Here is a 13,629-nt window from a genome sequence, read left to right on the forward strand (position 1 = left end):
TTCACCATCCAAGCCGGAACTCGGCGACAGTGCCGACGTGACGGCACAAGCCGGACCTGTTCCTACACACGATCGGATCCTCGTCTCGAAAACCAGCCTGCTCATCGATCGGGTGATCCGGGAAGACATCATCAGTGGGCTGGCGCCCCATGACGTCAGCTCCGTCATCGCAGAAGGTGACGTTGCTGGTGATCTGGACCCCAAACCGCTCGTTCTCGAGGCAGCGAGGACAACGGATCCCCGCGAGGTACCCGACGTTGGTCGTGTTGGTCATGAATGGACCTCCCTGCCGATCAGTCAGCCTCGTCGTGTGCGTGGACGTGAGCCATCTCGTCGTGGCGGCTGCGCACGGCGGCCACCACGACGCGCAGCACCACCCGGCCGATCACCCAGCACAGGGTGCTGAGGCCGATCCCGACGAGGAGCGCGGTGTACAGGCCCGTCATGACACTGAACACGGCCGTCGGGATCAGGAACAGCACATTGAGGATGATCAAGCTCGTGACGAGGACCCGGGTGACCACCTTCGCGACGCGACGGGTATAGCCGGATTTCGCTGTAGTGGTAGGCACGGTTCGCTCCCTGGTAATGATGCGATGCGGGTGTGCCTGGCCACCTCCGGATCAGCTGTGCTGATCCACCCGGACCAGACCGCCACGATCCCCAGCGAGGTGAGCACAATGACCGCGCACCGGACGCTGCTGCATCATTGGGAGACGACCGACGGAGTCAGCGCGGCGATCTCCCGCATCACATCCGGCGTGTCCCGCCCGAGCTTGATGTCCACCTCGATGCGCACCTGTGCGGCTGCGACGTATTCCGCGGTCACGTGGATGAGCAGGTTCATCATGTCGCCAACCCGCTCGTGGTACGCACGTCCGTGGTACTTACGGCACCCACTGTTCGCCGCCGCAAGACCAACCTCATGAGACGACATGCTGACTGCGACAATTCTCGAGAGATCGTCCCATTTCGAATGAGCCCTTCTTTGCCCGTTCAGTAAGTAGCGTCGGTGGGCCGGGAAACCGCGAACTCCGAAGCGTGACTGGAGGCCCACTCGTGCCAGTTGTCGCGACCGGCCTTCATCGCCGCCTGCGCGGCGCGCTGCCAGGCGGCATAGCGGTACAGTTCGTCCGGACCGAACAGGTCGCGGGTACGGGGGCTGCTGTCGAGGTAGGCGGCCGCCTCGTGGACGCTGGTGTCGTTGTGCCAGTCCGTGGATTGGTGAACGAGGCTGTGCCGGGTGTCCGCCTCTGCCTCAGCCCAGCTAGCGGCATCGAATCCCGTCATCCTCACCCGGCCGCCAGGGGTGACGATGCGACGACACCAGCGCAACGAGTCAATGTCTCCGCCCAGATCGAGTTCCACGATGGCGGTGTGGTCTCGAAACATCAGCAGTCGTGGGGATTCGTAGTGTGTGAGGAACACGCGCACACATTCGGCGAGAGCACCAGCCGCGGCTTTCTCGGTCACCCCATCGGCCCGAAAGATGCCAGCCTCCATTGTCCATGCCTTGCGCCATCCGGGGGGACGTGATGCGGTGGCGTCGAGGCGTATCTCAACACCGCGCTTGCGGATCGTGTAGTCGTTGTAGGACATCAATACTCCTTCTCGGGGACCGGTTCTTAAGAGCCGACTTTGCGGTGAACCTTCGAGTCCGCTCGTCGCGGACTCCCGTGGCCACCAAGAAAAGTCATCGTCGCCGCGTGACTGCGACCTGCCGAATCACCACCAGGTCGTTCTGTTTTTCTCGCGGTACCGTTTCTCAGACACGGATCCGTGATGTGGAATGGCGACCTGCACAGCCAGAAGCGCGGTCACGAGTGGCCGCTGCCACGTGAATTCGCGACGTGCGCCAACCGGGTCAGGCTTTCGGCTAGTGTCGCGGTCCGAAACACACACTGCCGTGGCAGGAACACGTGGTCGGGATCTTCGAAGTGACGACTGTGGACGGTGCAGAACTCGTTGACGAAGTAGCTGGTGTGGTCCTTGTCATCTCCGACGTCGAAGGCGATCTCCTGTATCGGGTCGCTGTCATCAAAGGCGATAATCGTTTCTTGCCCGACACCGTTCTCATTCCAGTACTCGATACGTACGGAGTCGTCGCCGCTCGGAGCTCCCGGCGACCCGGTCAACTCCACCATGGTGATATCCCTGCGCTCGTCGAGCCCCTGCTGCCCGGACCGGTGGTACCGCTGCGCGAGCTGGTCTTCGGTCAGCGCGTCACGCCCGATCCTGAAGCTGACGCCCTCGATCGGACGCTGGTGGCTCGCGAGTGCGACGGAAGCCGACTGACGCGGCCGTATGGTCACCCCTGGGAAGACGCCACCGGTCCATACCCGCAACCCGGCGTAGAGTGTTGGCCTTCCAGCCCGCTCGCCGAGATACCGATGCATTTTCGTCATCCGTCGCTCAGCGATGATTCCGACCATCTTCTCACCGAGCGCGTCAACGGTGTCTGGAGCGACAAAGCCCCACGTTCGACGTTTCTCACAGCGTCGCGCGATTGACAGGTACATAGAACGCTCCTAGTGCGTGAAGGTGAATTAGGTTAGCGGATCGACGGCATGACGATGCGCGGACAGTGCCGCGCCGAGATCGCCGTAGTCGTCGCAGAATGAGGCACCAGTGCCGTCGGAATCCCACGTCACGTCACAGACGCGGCATTCCCAGCCGTCTCCATCGTGGTCGACCGCGACGAGGCAACGAGGGCAGACCGGCGGAGGAAAATCCAGGTCACCGGGCGGCTCGGTGTACCCACGGGCTTCGCGACGCCGTTTCGAACAGTGACACAGATAGAATCCCAGCGTGGCAAGGACTTCACACTGGTCGTCGTGCTCGCCGCGCGCGACGCTCTCGGCGTGCCGGCGCGCGATGTGTTCGTCGAGTGTCTCCATGGCACTTCTTTCCAGTGGATGCTCTCAGGCGGGACATCACTGTCCGGTCCCGCGACCGACCAGCGATGTCGTGTCACAGCGCCTCCGGATCAAGCAGTTCGGCGAGCTTTCCTGGCTCGATGTCAACTAACGGGTGCCAGACGTCGCTGTCGTCCTGCCAGGCAAGCACCACGCTGGTTCCCAGGGCGCCGTCGACACCGACGATCTGGATTAGACGCTCCCAATGAGCATCGTCGACATCGCGGCGTCGCCACACCTTGTGGAGAACCCGTTCGACTCCGACCGCGTCGATCTCGATGATCACCCCGTGGACGCCGTCCTTGTTCAGCTCGCTCCAGCCCTGAGTTGTGGACATCACGGCTACGCCTTTCCGCCGAAGAGAAGAATCCGTCGCCACGCCGCCCGGATCAGCTCTGCTGATCGTCGAACAGGCAGCCGTACGCAGCCCCGTACTCGATGGCGTCGGCCGGTACGAACTGGAACGGGTACTTGGGGCTGCGGATCGATGTCCACGCCCACCACGTCGAGACCAGCCCGGCGGTAGCCCACAACCGCACCGCCGGTGAAGCAAAAGAGATCCAGGATGGTCGGTCGGGTCACGGTCTCTCCATCTCCTGGCTCTCCCGGCCCGCGGCGGCGACCTCGGAGGCGGTGGGCAGGTCTTCGAGCCACTCAGTGATACTGACAATGTCTTGCTCGTCGGCAAGCAGGCGGTGACGAACCTGGGTTCGCCAGTCGTCGGGGACCACGACCGCCCGGGAAAGTTGGGCGCGGGCCTCGTCGCGCTCGCGTTCGGCGCGGGCTGTCTCTACGAACGCACGTCCATTTTTCGATTTGGCGATCGCGCCGCTCTTGATCGCAGCATTGATGAGCCTGTCGAGTCGCTCGTTCTCGGCACGGAGGCGGGCCATCTCGGGGGCGACCACGGCGAGCACGGCGCGGGCGTCCTTGCGGCAGTCGTCCTTGTAGCTGTCGAAGACCGCGTCCCAGTTGGCCTCGTCCTCGTCGAAGTGCTGGCGGGCGTTCTCCAGCCAGATCGCTTTCGCCATGCGCTCGATGAGGTCGTCGTCGGTGTCGTGTCACCGGCCGCCACCGGGTTTGAGGGCATAGCGCGGGTGCGGAAGGTGCCATCGGACATCCGCGTGATGACGGTGCCGCTGTCCACGGTCACCACACCTTCCGGGGTCGGTACGTCGATCGTGCCGCTACCGTCGAGCATGTAGGAGCCGCCGCACCATTCCGCGATCTCTTGAGCTTCGTCGTCGGTGGTGTCCTCGGTGAGGTGGCACGACTCGACGGCACGCGGGCTGTCACCGGCCGCCGGGGCGACCTCTCGGCAACGGCACGCCGCCGGGCCGTCCGGATCGCCTTTGCAGTCCTGGCAGCGCTGCGAGCAGTTGAGCGCGTGGCGGCCGTCGGCCAACGGGCCGATGCAGCAACGGGCACCGGCCACCGGGGTGGGCGCGGGGTCCTCGTGCTGGATCGTGTCGGGCAGGACGCCGTACCAGACGCTGCCGCCGTGCGGGCCGGGCTCGCCGTCCCACACCAGCGGTTCGCCGTCGTCGTAGCGCAGCACGCCGGTAATCCGCGATCCGTCCTGGCGACGGATCGCGGACACGCGGTCGCCGGGTTTCGGGGTGGTCATCGGTCACCGCCCACGCCGAAGTCCGACACCTGGTAGTGCTCGCGCGCAAGGTACGCCAACTGCCGTCCGAGAAGCTCGGCCTCAACCAACGGCAGGTGAACGGCGATCGTGCTGTCCTTTCCGGACCCGTCGTTCAGGCGGCCGGACACGTGCAGCCAGACGTGAGGAGCCATCGCGTCGGAGGACTCGTAGACCCTTGCGGTTTCGGCGCCGTAGTCGCCCTTAACGGGGCGCATGCGCCTGAATCCACGGTCGGTGATTTCGATCCCGAGGTCTTCTGTGCTCATCGGTCACCGCCCGGTCCGGCGAGGATGCGGAGATCCGACGCAAGAAGGCGCATCCTGTCGTCGCCGAGCCCGAACACGTGGATCACGTCTTGGCCCGCGTGATGCCACTCGCGCTCGTCGAGGTAGGCGCGGACCCGTTCGGCGGCCTGCTCGTACTCAGTAAGCCCCAACGGAAGTACTGTTTCCGTGGGCACCGCGACGCGCTGGTCATCCGGAAGCTGGATGCCTGTGACACTTCCTCGGGACCGGATCAGGGTTCCTTCGACTCGTTCGCCTCGGTATTCGGCGCTGATTCGGTCTCCGGGTTTCGGCTGGGTCATCGGGACTCCTCTTCGATGCTGCGCTTCGCGGCCTTCCGGTCGCGCTTGTTGGCCTGTTTCTTCAGCGCCTTCCGCTCTCCCGGGCGCCAGTGCAGAAGATGTCGCCAGTGGCGGGAGAAGGCGTCTTGTTCGTCACCGCCGATGCGGGGGCGCTTCACGAGGTCTCCTCGATCTGGCCACGCATCACAACCACGGCACGGTTCCACTCGTCGTCGTCAAGGTTGCGGAAGTCGGGGACGGAGGCGAGCAGTTCGGCTTCTTCGGCGGGGGTCATGTCAGGACTCCTCGATCTGGTCGGCGAGGCGGGTCAAAGCGCCGGGCTTCAGGCACAGGCGTTCGAGGTCGTTCACTTCGGCGAGTTCCCGGAGGACGGCGACCGTGGCGGCGCGGCCGATGTCGCCCCACTCGCCATCCGTATCCGTGGGTGAGGGGCGGTTGGGGTAGGCGGATTTGTGGGCGGCGGTTGTGGCGGCCTGGACGAGGCGGGTGGGAAGGTCGGTCATCGGGACTCCTCCGGAAAATTCCCATTCGGGGCTGTCTCCGCAGTATTCAGTACACGCGGATGAAAGCCACGCCATTCAGCGAATTTGGCGACCTCGAACGCCTCGTTGCGAGCCATCTTGCGCAACCCGGAAACGTCGTACGATTGGGTTGACAGGGTCACAACGTAACCCCGCTCTTCCTCGTGCATTTCGGGTTCTCCTCTGGCGTCAGTGCCGAACTCGATCACGCCTTGGTTGATGAGTCGCTATTGGATCTCGTCCCGCGCGGCCAGGAGTAGGCGGAGCGGGAGAACGGTGGGGTCGGGGAGTTTGATGTTCGCGGTGATTTCCCTCTGGACCGCACACGGCGCCCTCCACAGAGGAGGGCAGCGCTGAACCTGCAGCCGCTCAGCGCGTCCCGGTGATCCATGCCCCGAGGTCACGAACCTCGACCGCGGCCCACGGTCGCGCACTGCGAGTGCGCCCCGGCGTGCTGACGCACCGCGGTATCGGCCGCAAGGCGGTACACACGCATCCGCTCGGGTTCGGGTTTGCCTGCGGGGTACCAGGGCGTGGCGTAGCCGTCGGTGATCTGCCGCAAGCCGGCGTCCTGGTAGCCCGGGGCGGCGATGTACGCCAGCGACCGGCCGTAGCGATCGGTGTGCTCCGTGTGGGCGTCGTACTCGAGCACGACAGGCAGGCCCCGCGGCAGGATCCCACCCAGGTGGTAGGTGGCTGTCCGCGCGCCGCACTCCGGAGCGAGGTCTTTGCCGCGGTTCATCTCGGGCGCGTCGAGGCCCAGTAACCGGACGACGTGCTCCTGGGGATTGCCGTCGCTGGGGTCAAGAGCGCCGTCGACGGGTGTGACCGCGACGGTGTCGCCGTCGATGACGCGCACGACCGCCGTTTCGATGACGGTGGGCCGGCCTTCCTTCGCATTGTGTGTGGACCGCGCGCCGGCTTGGCTCGACGCGGTCGAGCTGGGCGCGGGAGTCCCGGGTGGCCCGGGCGCCACCGGCTGGCTCCTGTGACACCCTGCCAGCACGCTAACGCCGAGAATGACAGCCGCCACGATCGCGGACCAAGCCGTCCCATCGCGACGTCGTCGCCCGCGGCTCACTGGTTGTCCTGGTGTCGGACGGAGCGGCGGCCCGGATCAGTGAAGGTGGGGACGGCGCCCAACGTACCGATGATCTCGGCCACCATGGCCGGCACATCCACCATCACGAACACGGCATAGTCGCCAAGCTCCGTGTTGGCGGCGGCCGCGATCCGGTTGCGCAGTACCGCTTCGCAATCGCCGACATACCACTGCTCAAAGGTGATGTCGGCATCGGCGAGCATCTGCCACGCTGTCGGGCAGTACAGACGCATCACCTCGGGCCACGCGTGGTCAGGCGGGTCGTGCTCGCCACAGTGCAGGGCCGCCACTACCGCGACGGTCGACGCCCGACCGGTGAGCAGGTAGTCCCAGTCCGGAGCGAATACCTCCACGGGACGGTCCCGTGTGAACCGTCCCGTGAGGGCAGGCAGGATCTCCCCCGCCTCCGGTTCGGCTTGCCGGTAGAGATCGCGGGGTACGGGTGTGAACGTCGTCATGATTGTCGTGTTCTTTCTGGACTGTCCCAACGGGTTCGAGGAGGGGCCGGTTCGCCATCGCCACCAACGCGGTCGTGTCCTGTGCTGCTCGCGAGCCGCGCGGCCGGCGAGATGTCGGCGCCGAGGTTCACCGTGGCGTTCGCCGATCTTGCTCCGTCATCCGGCGTCGTCCGGGTGGGACGACGCGGCAGTGTCGTCGACCGATGCGCCGAGAGCACGTGCGAGGGCGGGTGCGCGGGCGATCGCTTCCTCGACTGGCAGGGTGAGTTGAATACGCATGAAGTCTTTGAGCACCACGTAGTCGATCCGAACACGTTTCGGTCGTAATCGGTCGTGGTCGGATTGCGCCGGGAACCCGTGTTCCAACTGTTCGGCGAGGTGGTCGCGGGCGGCACGTGAGCGTGCGAGGGCGTCGTCGCGCTCCCGTTTGGCGGTCTCGGCGTCCGCGAGAGCCTGGTGGTAGCGCGGGATGAGGGTGTCGTCGATGTATGTGGCGACCTCGACTGCCGGCGTCCCGACCGCGAAACCCTGATCGTGTTTCCACACGAACATCCCCCAGAGCGGCCGCGGTATCTCCCCGGGGATCAGGTGATAACCCCACGCACGTCGATCCCACGCACGGAAACCGATTCGAATTCCGGTGTCCAGGCACAGGAGATCCGCTACGTCACCAGAAGCGCGACCACGGCCCAGGGTCCACCTGCCCGCGAGGGCGGCGGCGACGTGGATCGGGTCGAGCGCGATCCGGTCGTATTTCGTGATGCGCCGCACTCGCTCGCTAGGGGTGGTGTCCTGTGGTTCATCAGGCCTCGTAGTGGAGGTCATGACAAGGTTTCCCTTTCACTGTTCTTGAAGACACACCGGGGCTTCCTCACTCCCCTGTACCTGTGGCGTGGTCGACGGGACGAGATACGCTCCGAGTTGTGATGAGACCACGCGCTCAATACCGGACATGTCGAGTTCGTCGCTGCCGTCGGATAATTCAGTGTCCGCGGCGGCCGCTGGATCACCGCTGCGCGGTGTGGGTGGGCTCGATCCACACCTCGATAGCGTCACGAGCGGTGAACGTCTCGGCGTAGCCGCCGCCAGTCTGCACGGCTTCTTCCGCCGCGATGTACGCCTCGTTGACGGCGCGAGCTCGGACATCAGCCCACTGCACACTGGTTTCCTGAACCAAGACGTGGCAAGACCGTCGTGGCACCGCGGTGGCCTGTCGGACACAGCGGTAGTTGTCGGTGTCGGACTGGTTGATCTCGGTGATGGGGACCTGGATCAGCCCCTCGCCCTTGCAGTCCGGACAGTCGATACGGGCGTAACACCGGCTGGAGAAATCATAGAGCCGCGTCCAGTTCATACGCACGAGACAGCGCTGGTGCGAATGCGCGGGAATACGCCGGGTAGGTGCCTCCTCGTCGCGGCGGAGTCCAGTGTAGACCGACACGGTGCCGAATCCGGTCAGCGCACAGGTATGCCACGTCGCGCCGTCGTCTAGCGAGAACACGTCTCCATCGGTGAGTTTATCGACTGTGCTGGACAACAACGGCAGGTCACTGCTGGACGCGGCGTCATCGCTGGTGTGTTCCTCGTCCAGAGCCGCCTCATCGAGTGCGACGAGGACGTCCTCCGCACCGCGCTCCCCGATTCGATCCACCAGTACACCTGCGAGCAGGTCTCGCTCGACAGTGTCCATAACAGAAGCACCCTTCAGTTCTCGAGAGATGGCGATGCGGCAGCACTGCCGAATCGTGGGCGACCCGTGTCGCTCAGCGGTGCTCGTGGTAACCGCACTCGGAACACGTGTAGGTAAGGTTTCTCCGGGAGTACACGCCATAGGCGTCGGACTCCATCGTTGCGCCGTCGTTGGGGCAGGTGATGCACGACATGACTGTCTCCCGAGGCCGCGAGGATTGATGTCAACGCCGCATCCGGATCAGCTGCGCTGATCTCTCGACCAGTCCGAACCCAATCGCGCCGCGGAAGCCGGCCGCGTGGTCCAGTGCGCTGGGTTCGGTGGAGGGGTCACCGCCCGTCTCCCTCGTCGTCGGTGCAGCCGCCGCAGCGCGCCGCCCCGCCCAGGCGGCCGCAGTACTGGTTCGGGTTCCCGCAGGGCACGGACGTCGCCACCGGCCGGGGGTCGCCCGGCGCTTCCTCGAGCCCGTCGGCCGGCAAGACAGCACGCAGCCGTTCCCCTGCGGCGCGGGCCTCGTCGCGTGCCGCAGCAGCCTGGAACGCTGTCGCGGTCGCACGACCGGTGGCGTCCCTCCACCGTTGCACTTGCTCGCGGAGACCGGCCAGCTCGGCGTTCGCCCGCTCCAGTGCGGCATCGGCCGTGTGGTCGGCCGGGGCACCGGACACCATGGCGTCCCAGTCGCGACCCTGTGGCTGCCACGAGTCCACGACGTCCGCGATGCCGTTGAGAAGCGATTCCTTCAACTCCGCAGACACGCGACCAGGGATCTCGACGGTCACCGCCCAGCCGAGTTCAGGGTCATCGGCGCCGCTGTCGTCGGCTTGGCAGTGGCGCGCGAGGATCACGTAGCGGCGTCCCATCTCGAAGAGCATGTCGCCGATGCGCATGTCGACTTCGCGTTGCCCGTCATCGAGGTTTTCCCACGGTGTCAGCCAGGACGGCTTCGCGTTCGCCTGCTCGCGGGCCCACTCCTCCCAGACCTGCCGGACCCAGCGGCCGAGCAGTTCGCGCGGTGGCCGGGTGTCGCTGTTACCGGCTGCCCGTGCGGCGGCCAGGAGGGTGTTGATCTCGGCTGCCATCAACGTCAGGCAACGCAGGTCGTTGGTGCCCCGCATCCTGGGATCGCGCAACTGGTCTTCAATGACTTCCGCGATGACCGGCGGCAGCACGTCAGCGGTGTGGTCAGCGGCGTGGTCAAGGTCCGCGAAGCGGTTCTCTGGGGTTGGGGTGGTCATCGAGGCTCTTCCTTCATTCCACTGTTGGTATTCGGTCGGCGACAGCCACGACACACCCCGCCAGGCCGCTGCTGGAGTGGGGCGCGCCGGGGTGTGTCGTGCACGCCGGTGCCACGGAGATCTCCAGGAGCGCGCCCCGGTGATCAGCCGGGACGCTCAGGAATCGAACCTGTTCCGTGGTCGGTCCCCGCAGCTGGCCGCGGGCGCGCACCGGCGATCAACCGGCGCGCTTCGGAGTCGAACCGCTCTGCGGGGAAGTCTGTCGCCACGCCGGCGGGATCGGGCGCGACATCTCGCTGCCGGGAGCTCTCACCGCCGCGAGGGCGGCAGCACACGGAGATCACGCGGGGTATGCGAGCCCACGGGTCCGTTGGCCCACTGCACCGCGACGACCCCGCGGGTACTGATGTAGCGGATGGTGCCGGGGATTCGCGCTGTGTGGTCATCGACGCGGCGGACTCGATCGCCTTCGTCCAGTGTCGGTTCCCCGGTCGCGGCCTCGGCGAAGTCGGTGATGATCTCGTTGGCGTAAAGAAGACGCTGGCACTCCTGGCGAAACCACTCGTCGAAGTCCGCGTCGTCTATGATGGAGGTGTCGACCATCCTGCCGAGATAGGCGCTGAACTGCCACGGGGTGAGGTCCTGGAGCCGACCACACAGCATTGGATCCGCTCGGTTCCCGCGAACGCAGCGCCGCCAACCGCGAAACGCGTGGAATCCAGCGCTCATTCGCCCGACGCGATCGCTGTCCTCGCCATAGTAGAGGCCAGGGGGACACGCTGCCCGCCACACCTCATCCCAGAGCACGTCGTGGGTCAATTTTTCATAGGGGACGACGGCATCACCGCGGCCGTCGTTGCCCTGGTACCAGCGGGTCCGCGGCGATAGCCGAAACGTGTGACGTAGGTCGGCAACAAACCGTTCGCCACGCGTGAATCGAGACATCTCCATGCGAACTCCCGTGATGAGGTAGTCGGAATAGGTACGACGCCGTGGTGACAGGACAACGTCACGCGTCGGATCCCTCGAATCGTCCTCGTGTTTCCGTCGTGCCGACGCTCAGCCCGCGCTGAGCGTCCGTATGCTGACGCCCCCACGGGGGCGGCCGAGGCATCCGGTACACGGGCGTTCGAACCCGCCATCGAGCGACAGCGGGCTCTGGCTCGCGCGGTGCATTTGTTTGAGAGTGTGACCGCAGGTCAACATGATCTCCTCGCAGACCATGCGGTGGCTCTCGATCTCGACACCAGTGACGGTGCGTTCGGGACGGCCGTCACACCGATTGCAGTACATCGGCCCGGTCTCCCAGTACGCCTGCGGCACGAACAGCAGGTCGTACGCGCACGGATGCGTGTTCCCGGTCAACTGTCGTGAGGAGACATAGAAGACGTGGACGTGCCCGCAGTCCAGGCGAATCCGCTGACGGTAGTAGTCACGAGCCTCACGGAGGACCAGGTCGGCGACCATGGAAGTTCCGCCGACGTGACCGACAAGACGAGTGTGGAGTCGCGCCGCATCGCCAGCGTGGAAGCGTCGCAGGTACTCATCACGGTTCTCGTTGTAGAGGCGTTCCAACCGGACGAACTGTCGCGCGAGTGCGGCGACACGTTTTTCAGCGGTGTTCACGGACTTCTCCCATCGCGTCGTACCGAAATGGACAGTCCACTCAGGTCAGGCGGTGGACATCCGGTAGCTGGTGTCCCGCAGGTTCGAAGATGAACCACGGTTGAAGAAAGATCCCCGTCCGAGAGGTGAAACAGCCTCTCGAACGGGGATCGTATGCCACGTACTATTCAGTTGTCGATATTCAGTTATGTCTCACAGCCTGGGCTGAGGTATCGGAAACGCTTCCCTCCCCGCGGCCATCACCGCGCGTGGCGGGGCTGTCTCAGGACACATCAGCCGGCTGCGGCTTGGGGGTGCCGAACGGCAGCTGCTCGTCGGCGACTGGGCTTTCCTCCACGGTGGCGGCCGGAGCTTCGGCCTCCGAGGCCTTGGTCTGCGCCTCCGCGGCCTTCGCGCGGTTGCTCAGGCGGGTCTGGGTCACCGACCGCGACTCGAGGAAGGCGATGTCTTCCGACTTCACCTTCAGGTCGTAGACAGTCCCACCATTTTTCATGTAGCGATCCATACGCAGTGCGTACGCTACCTGCACCAGATCACCCCGGTGGATGTTCCCGTACGGGCCGACCCCCTCGATCCGCGCGGAAACGAAAGCCTCGACGGGAACGGCATCGGCCTCACGCTCGCCGGCTCCGTTCTTGTAGTTCCGGTCGACCATGATCGTGAACAAGACCTTCTTGGAACCGTCATCGTTGTTGAAGACCTTCGGGTCCTTCGCGAGCCGGCCGGTGATGTGCCCGTGGTTGAGCGGGTTCGACATGGGTTTTCTCCTGTGAATTCGACACGCGCGAGGATTGTCGCTATTCCGCGCGAATGGGCAAGTAGCTGAATCTGATTATCTTCCGGTTCGTGACCTGGTCATCGCTGGCGACCAGATGAGACCCGTCATCTCGAACCCGCATCAGCTGTGCTGATCGAGTTCCCTTCAGCAAGTCTTCCGGATCAACTTCGTTGATCCCTGATCCCCTGGCTTCACGAGTCCAGTATCAGCGTCGCTGATCGAGACGGTCCCGCGGCACGGCACTGTTCCCGTTTCGCCCCATGATCACGGCGCATCGCACAAACACAACGTGGTGGAACGGGTGGGACGGGCGATTGTCTTCCAGGCCCCGATGCGTTTGAGTACACGGAACCCGGGTGGGATCGGTGCCCCTCGAGTGATACTTCGGACGATCCAGTCGCGATCCCGGGTTTCCCGGCAATCTGGGCAGATCTCCGCACGGGACTCGATCATGGCATGCTCCGTATAGACAGTCTGGGCGGTTCACGCGCGCCTCTCGGCGCGCGAACCAAAACGGTGCTCGACGAACGTCGCTCTGAGCGGAATCAGAACGTGACCTCCACTTCGTAGGCGATCACGTCGAACATCCCGACGGCGTACGCGCGGCGGGGGTTCACCAGGCCACGACGCGCCAGGCGCTCGGTGAGGCCCGCGTGCTCGGAGAAGTCCTTGATGAACACGTGTCCCGGGCGAGGTGTGAGGCCGTAGTCGTCGAGATTCACCGACAAGCGCTCGAATCCCTCGTCAGTCAGGAGCACGAGGGACCTGTGCTTGTCGTCGTGGCGGAGTACGCCCGTGCGCTCGATCCTGCCGAGGTCGACGGTCACCCCGCGCTTGATGGTGGGTGCGGCGGACGGGTTCATGGGTCTCGCTCTCTCGTTTCTCGTCGGATGGCGGCGTGCGCTTCCCTGGTTCACCGTGGTCGCGTTGGACCGCGGGTGTCGCACACGAGCAGATCGGAGTACAAGGCGCGCTGGCGCGACTCGGGTACGCCCAGAGCCCAGTCGGGGCTTGTTGCTGGGCTGCATCGAGGATGGTTGTGAACCTGCCAGGGACCAGGTCCGGTACCG

23 protein-coding genes are annotated in these 13,629 nt (G+C 65.1%); 1 reads left to right on the forward strand and 22 read right to left on the reverse strand.

The annotated features are described in order from the left end of the window. Nucleotide 1: 1 nt before the first annotated feature. The 9 genes from HUW46_RS46550 to HUW46_RS46590 all read right to left on the reverse strand — a co-directional run bounded on the left by HUW46_RS46550 (nucleotide 2) and on the right by HUW46_RS46590 (nucleotide 3,946). The gene (locus HUW46_RS46550; protein WP_215544999.1) at nucleotides 2-274 is read right to left on the reverse strand and encodes a hypothetical protein; all 273 of its coding nucleotides are present in this window, start codon (nucleotides 272-274) and stop codon (nucleotides 2-4) included. Between the two features lie 19 nt (nucleotides 275-293). Continuing rightward, nucleotides 294-572 (reverse strand): hypothetical protein, encoded by a 279-nt coding sequence (locus HUW46_RS46555; protein ID WP_215545000.1) that lies wholly within the window; start codon nucleotides 570-572, stop codon nucleotides 294-296. 134 nt (nucleotides 573-706) lie between these two features. Next, the gene (locus tag HUW46_RS46560) at nucleotides 707-850 is read right to left on the reverse strand and encodes a hypothetical protein (RefSeq protein ID WP_215545001.1); all 144 of its coding nucleotides are present in this window, start codon (nucleotides 848-850) and stop codon (nucleotides 707-709) included. A gap of 146 nt (nucleotides 851-996) precedes the next feature. Next, nucleotides 997-1,599, reverse strand: a complete 603-nt coding sequence (locus HUW46_RS46565) for a hypothetical protein (RefSeq protein WP_215545002.1) — start codon at nucleotides 1,597-1,599, stop codon at nucleotides 997-999. Nucleotides 1,600-1,817: 218 nt separating this feature from the next. Then, nucleotides 1,818-2,519 (reverse strand): hypothetical protein, encoded by a 702-nt coding sequence (locus HUW46_RS46570; protein ID WP_215545003.1) that lies wholly within the window; start codon nucleotides 2,517-2,519, stop codon nucleotides 1,818-1,820. A gap of 27 nt (nucleotides 2,520-2,546) precedes the next feature. Next, a complete protein-coding gene (locus tag HUW46_RS46575) occupies nucleotides 2,547-2,897 on the reverse strand; it encodes a hypothetical protein (protein WP_215545004.1) in 351 nt (116 codons plus the stop codon). Nucleotides 2,898-2,970: 73 nt separating this feature from the next. Further along, nucleotides 2,971-3,252: a hypothetical protein gene (locus HUW46_RS46580; RefSeq protein WP_215545005.1), complete on the reverse strand. Its 282-nt coding sequence runs from the start codon at nucleotides 3,250-3,252 to the stop codon at nucleotides 2,971-2,973. A gap of 52 nt (nucleotides 3,253-3,304) precedes the next feature. Then, nucleotides 3,305-3,454, reverse strand: a complete 150-nt coding sequence (locus tag HUW46_RS46585) for a hypothetical protein (protein ID WP_215545006.1) — start codon at nucleotides 3,452-3,454, stop codon at nucleotides 3,305-3,307. A 39-nt stretch (nucleotides 3,455-3,493) separates the two neighbouring features. Continuing rightward, nucleotides 3,494-3,946: a hypothetical protein gene (locus HUW46_RS46590; protein WP_215545007.1), complete on the reverse strand. Its 453-nt coding sequence runs from the start codon at nucleotides 3,944-3,946 to the stop codon at nucleotides 3,494-3,496. Between the two features lie 228 nt (nucleotides 3,947-4,174). On the opposite strand from HUW46_RS46590, the gene HUW46_RS46595 reads away from it, so the two are divergent. After that, the gene (locus tag HUW46_RS46595; RefSeq protein WP_215545008.1) at nucleotides 4,175-4,465 is read left to right on the forward strand and encodes a hypothetical protein; all 291 of its coding nucleotides are present in this window, start codon (nucleotides 4,175-4,177) and stop codon (nucleotides 4,463-4,465) included. 73 nt (nucleotides 4,466-4,538) lie between these two features. Here HUW46_RS46595 and HUW46_RS46600 read toward each other — a convergent pair whose 3' ends face one another. From HUW46_RS46600 to HUW46_RS46660, 13 genes are all read right to left on the reverse strand, one after another. Then, the gene (locus tag HUW46_RS46600; protein WP_215545009.1) at nucleotides 4,539-4,829 is read right to left on the reverse strand and encodes a hypothetical protein; all 291 of its coding nucleotides are present in this window, start codon (nucleotides 4,827-4,829) and stop codon (nucleotides 4,539-4,541) included. Next, nucleotides 4,826-5,149, reverse strand: coding sequence for a hypothetical protein (locus HUW46_RS46605; protein ID WP_215545010.1), 324 nt, complete (start codon nucleotides 5,147-5,149; stop codon nucleotides 4,826-4,828). The genes HUW46_RS46600 and HUW46_RS46605 overlap by 4 nt, the downstream gene beginning before the upstream one ends. After that, a complete protein-coding gene (locus HUW46_RS46610; RefSeq protein WP_215545011.1) occupies nucleotides 5,146-5,307 on the reverse strand; it encodes a hypothetical protein in 162 nt (53 codons plus the stop codon). The genes HUW46_RS46605 and HUW46_RS46610 overlap by 4 nt, the downstream gene beginning before the upstream one ends. A gap of 117 nt (nucleotides 5,308-5,424) precedes the next feature. Beyond that, on the reverse strand, nucleotides 5,425-5,652 hold the full coding sequence (locus HUW46_RS46615) for a hypothetical protein (RefSeq protein WP_215545012.1): 228 nt from the start codon (nucleotides 5,650-5,652) through the stop codon (nucleotides 5,425-5,427). Between the two features lie 418 nt (nucleotides 5,653-6,070). After that, on the reverse strand, nucleotides 6,071-6,529 hold the full coding sequence (locus tag HUW46_RS46620; protein ID WP_215545013.1) for a thermonuclease family protein: 459 nt from the start codon (nucleotides 6,527-6,529) through the stop codon (nucleotides 6,071-6,073). A 218-nt stretch (nucleotides 6,530-6,747) separates the two neighbouring features. Continuing rightward, nucleotides 6,748-7,230, reverse strand: a complete 483-nt coding sequence (locus tag HUW46_RS46625; RefSeq protein WP_215545014.1) for a hypothetical protein — start codon at nucleotides 7,228-7,230, stop codon at nucleotides 6,748-6,750. 156 nt (nucleotides 7,231-7,386) lie between these two features. After that, nucleotides 7,387-8,001 (reverse strand): hypothetical protein, encoded by a 615-nt coding sequence (locus HUW46_RS46630; protein ID WP_215545015.1) that lies wholly within the window; start codon nucleotides 7,999-8,001, stop codon nucleotides 7,387-7,389. 235 nt (nucleotides 8,002-8,236) lie between these two features. Beyond that, nucleotides 8,237-8,920 (reverse strand): hypothetical protein, encoded by a 684-nt coding sequence (locus HUW46_RS46635; protein ID WP_215545016.1) that lies wholly within the window; start codon nucleotides 8,918-8,920, stop codon nucleotides 8,237-8,239. Nucleotides 8,921-9,249: 329 nt separating this feature from the next. Continuing rightward, a complete protein-coding gene (locus tag HUW46_RS46640; protein WP_215545017.1) occupies nucleotides 9,250-10,155 on the reverse strand; it encodes a hypothetical protein in 906 nt (301 codons plus the stop codon). A 309-nt stretch (nucleotides 10,156-10,464) separates the two neighbouring features. Continuing rightward, nucleotides 10,465-11,106 carry a hypothetical protein gene (locus HUW46_RS46645; RefSeq protein WP_215545018.1) on the reverse strand — a complete coding sequence of 214 codons (642 nt, stop codon included), beginning with the start codon at nucleotides 11,104-11,106 and terminating at the stop codon, nucleotides 10,465-10,467. Nucleotides 11,107-11,214: 108 nt separating this feature from the next. Then, a complete protein-coding gene (locus HUW46_RS46650) occupies nucleotides 11,215-11,781 on the reverse strand; it encodes a hypothetical protein (RefSeq protein ID WP_215545019.1) in 567 nt (188 codons plus the stop codon). A 262-nt stretch (nucleotides 11,782-12,043) separates the two neighbouring features. Continuing rightward, nucleotides 12,044-12,538, reverse strand: a complete 495-nt coding sequence (locus tag HUW46_RS46655) for a single-stranded DNA-binding protein (protein ID WP_215545020.1) — start codon at nucleotides 12,536-12,538, stop codon at nucleotides 12,044-12,046. 566 nt (nucleotides 12,539-13,104) lie between these two features. Continuing rightward, nucleotides 13,105-13,422 (reverse strand): hypothetical protein, encoded by a 318-nt coding sequence (locus HUW46_RS46660; RefSeq protein ID WP_215545021.1) that lies wholly within the window; start codon nucleotides 13,420-13,422, stop codon nucleotides 13,105-13,107. Between the last annotated feature and the right edge of the window lie 207 nt (nucleotides 13,423-13,629).

Origin of the sequence: Amycolatopsis sp. CA-230715 (assembly GCF_018736145.1) — a bacterium.
In the GTDB taxonomy this organism is placed as follows: Bacteria; Actinomycetota; Actinomycetes; order Mycobacteriales; family Pseudonocardiaceae; genus Amycolatopsis.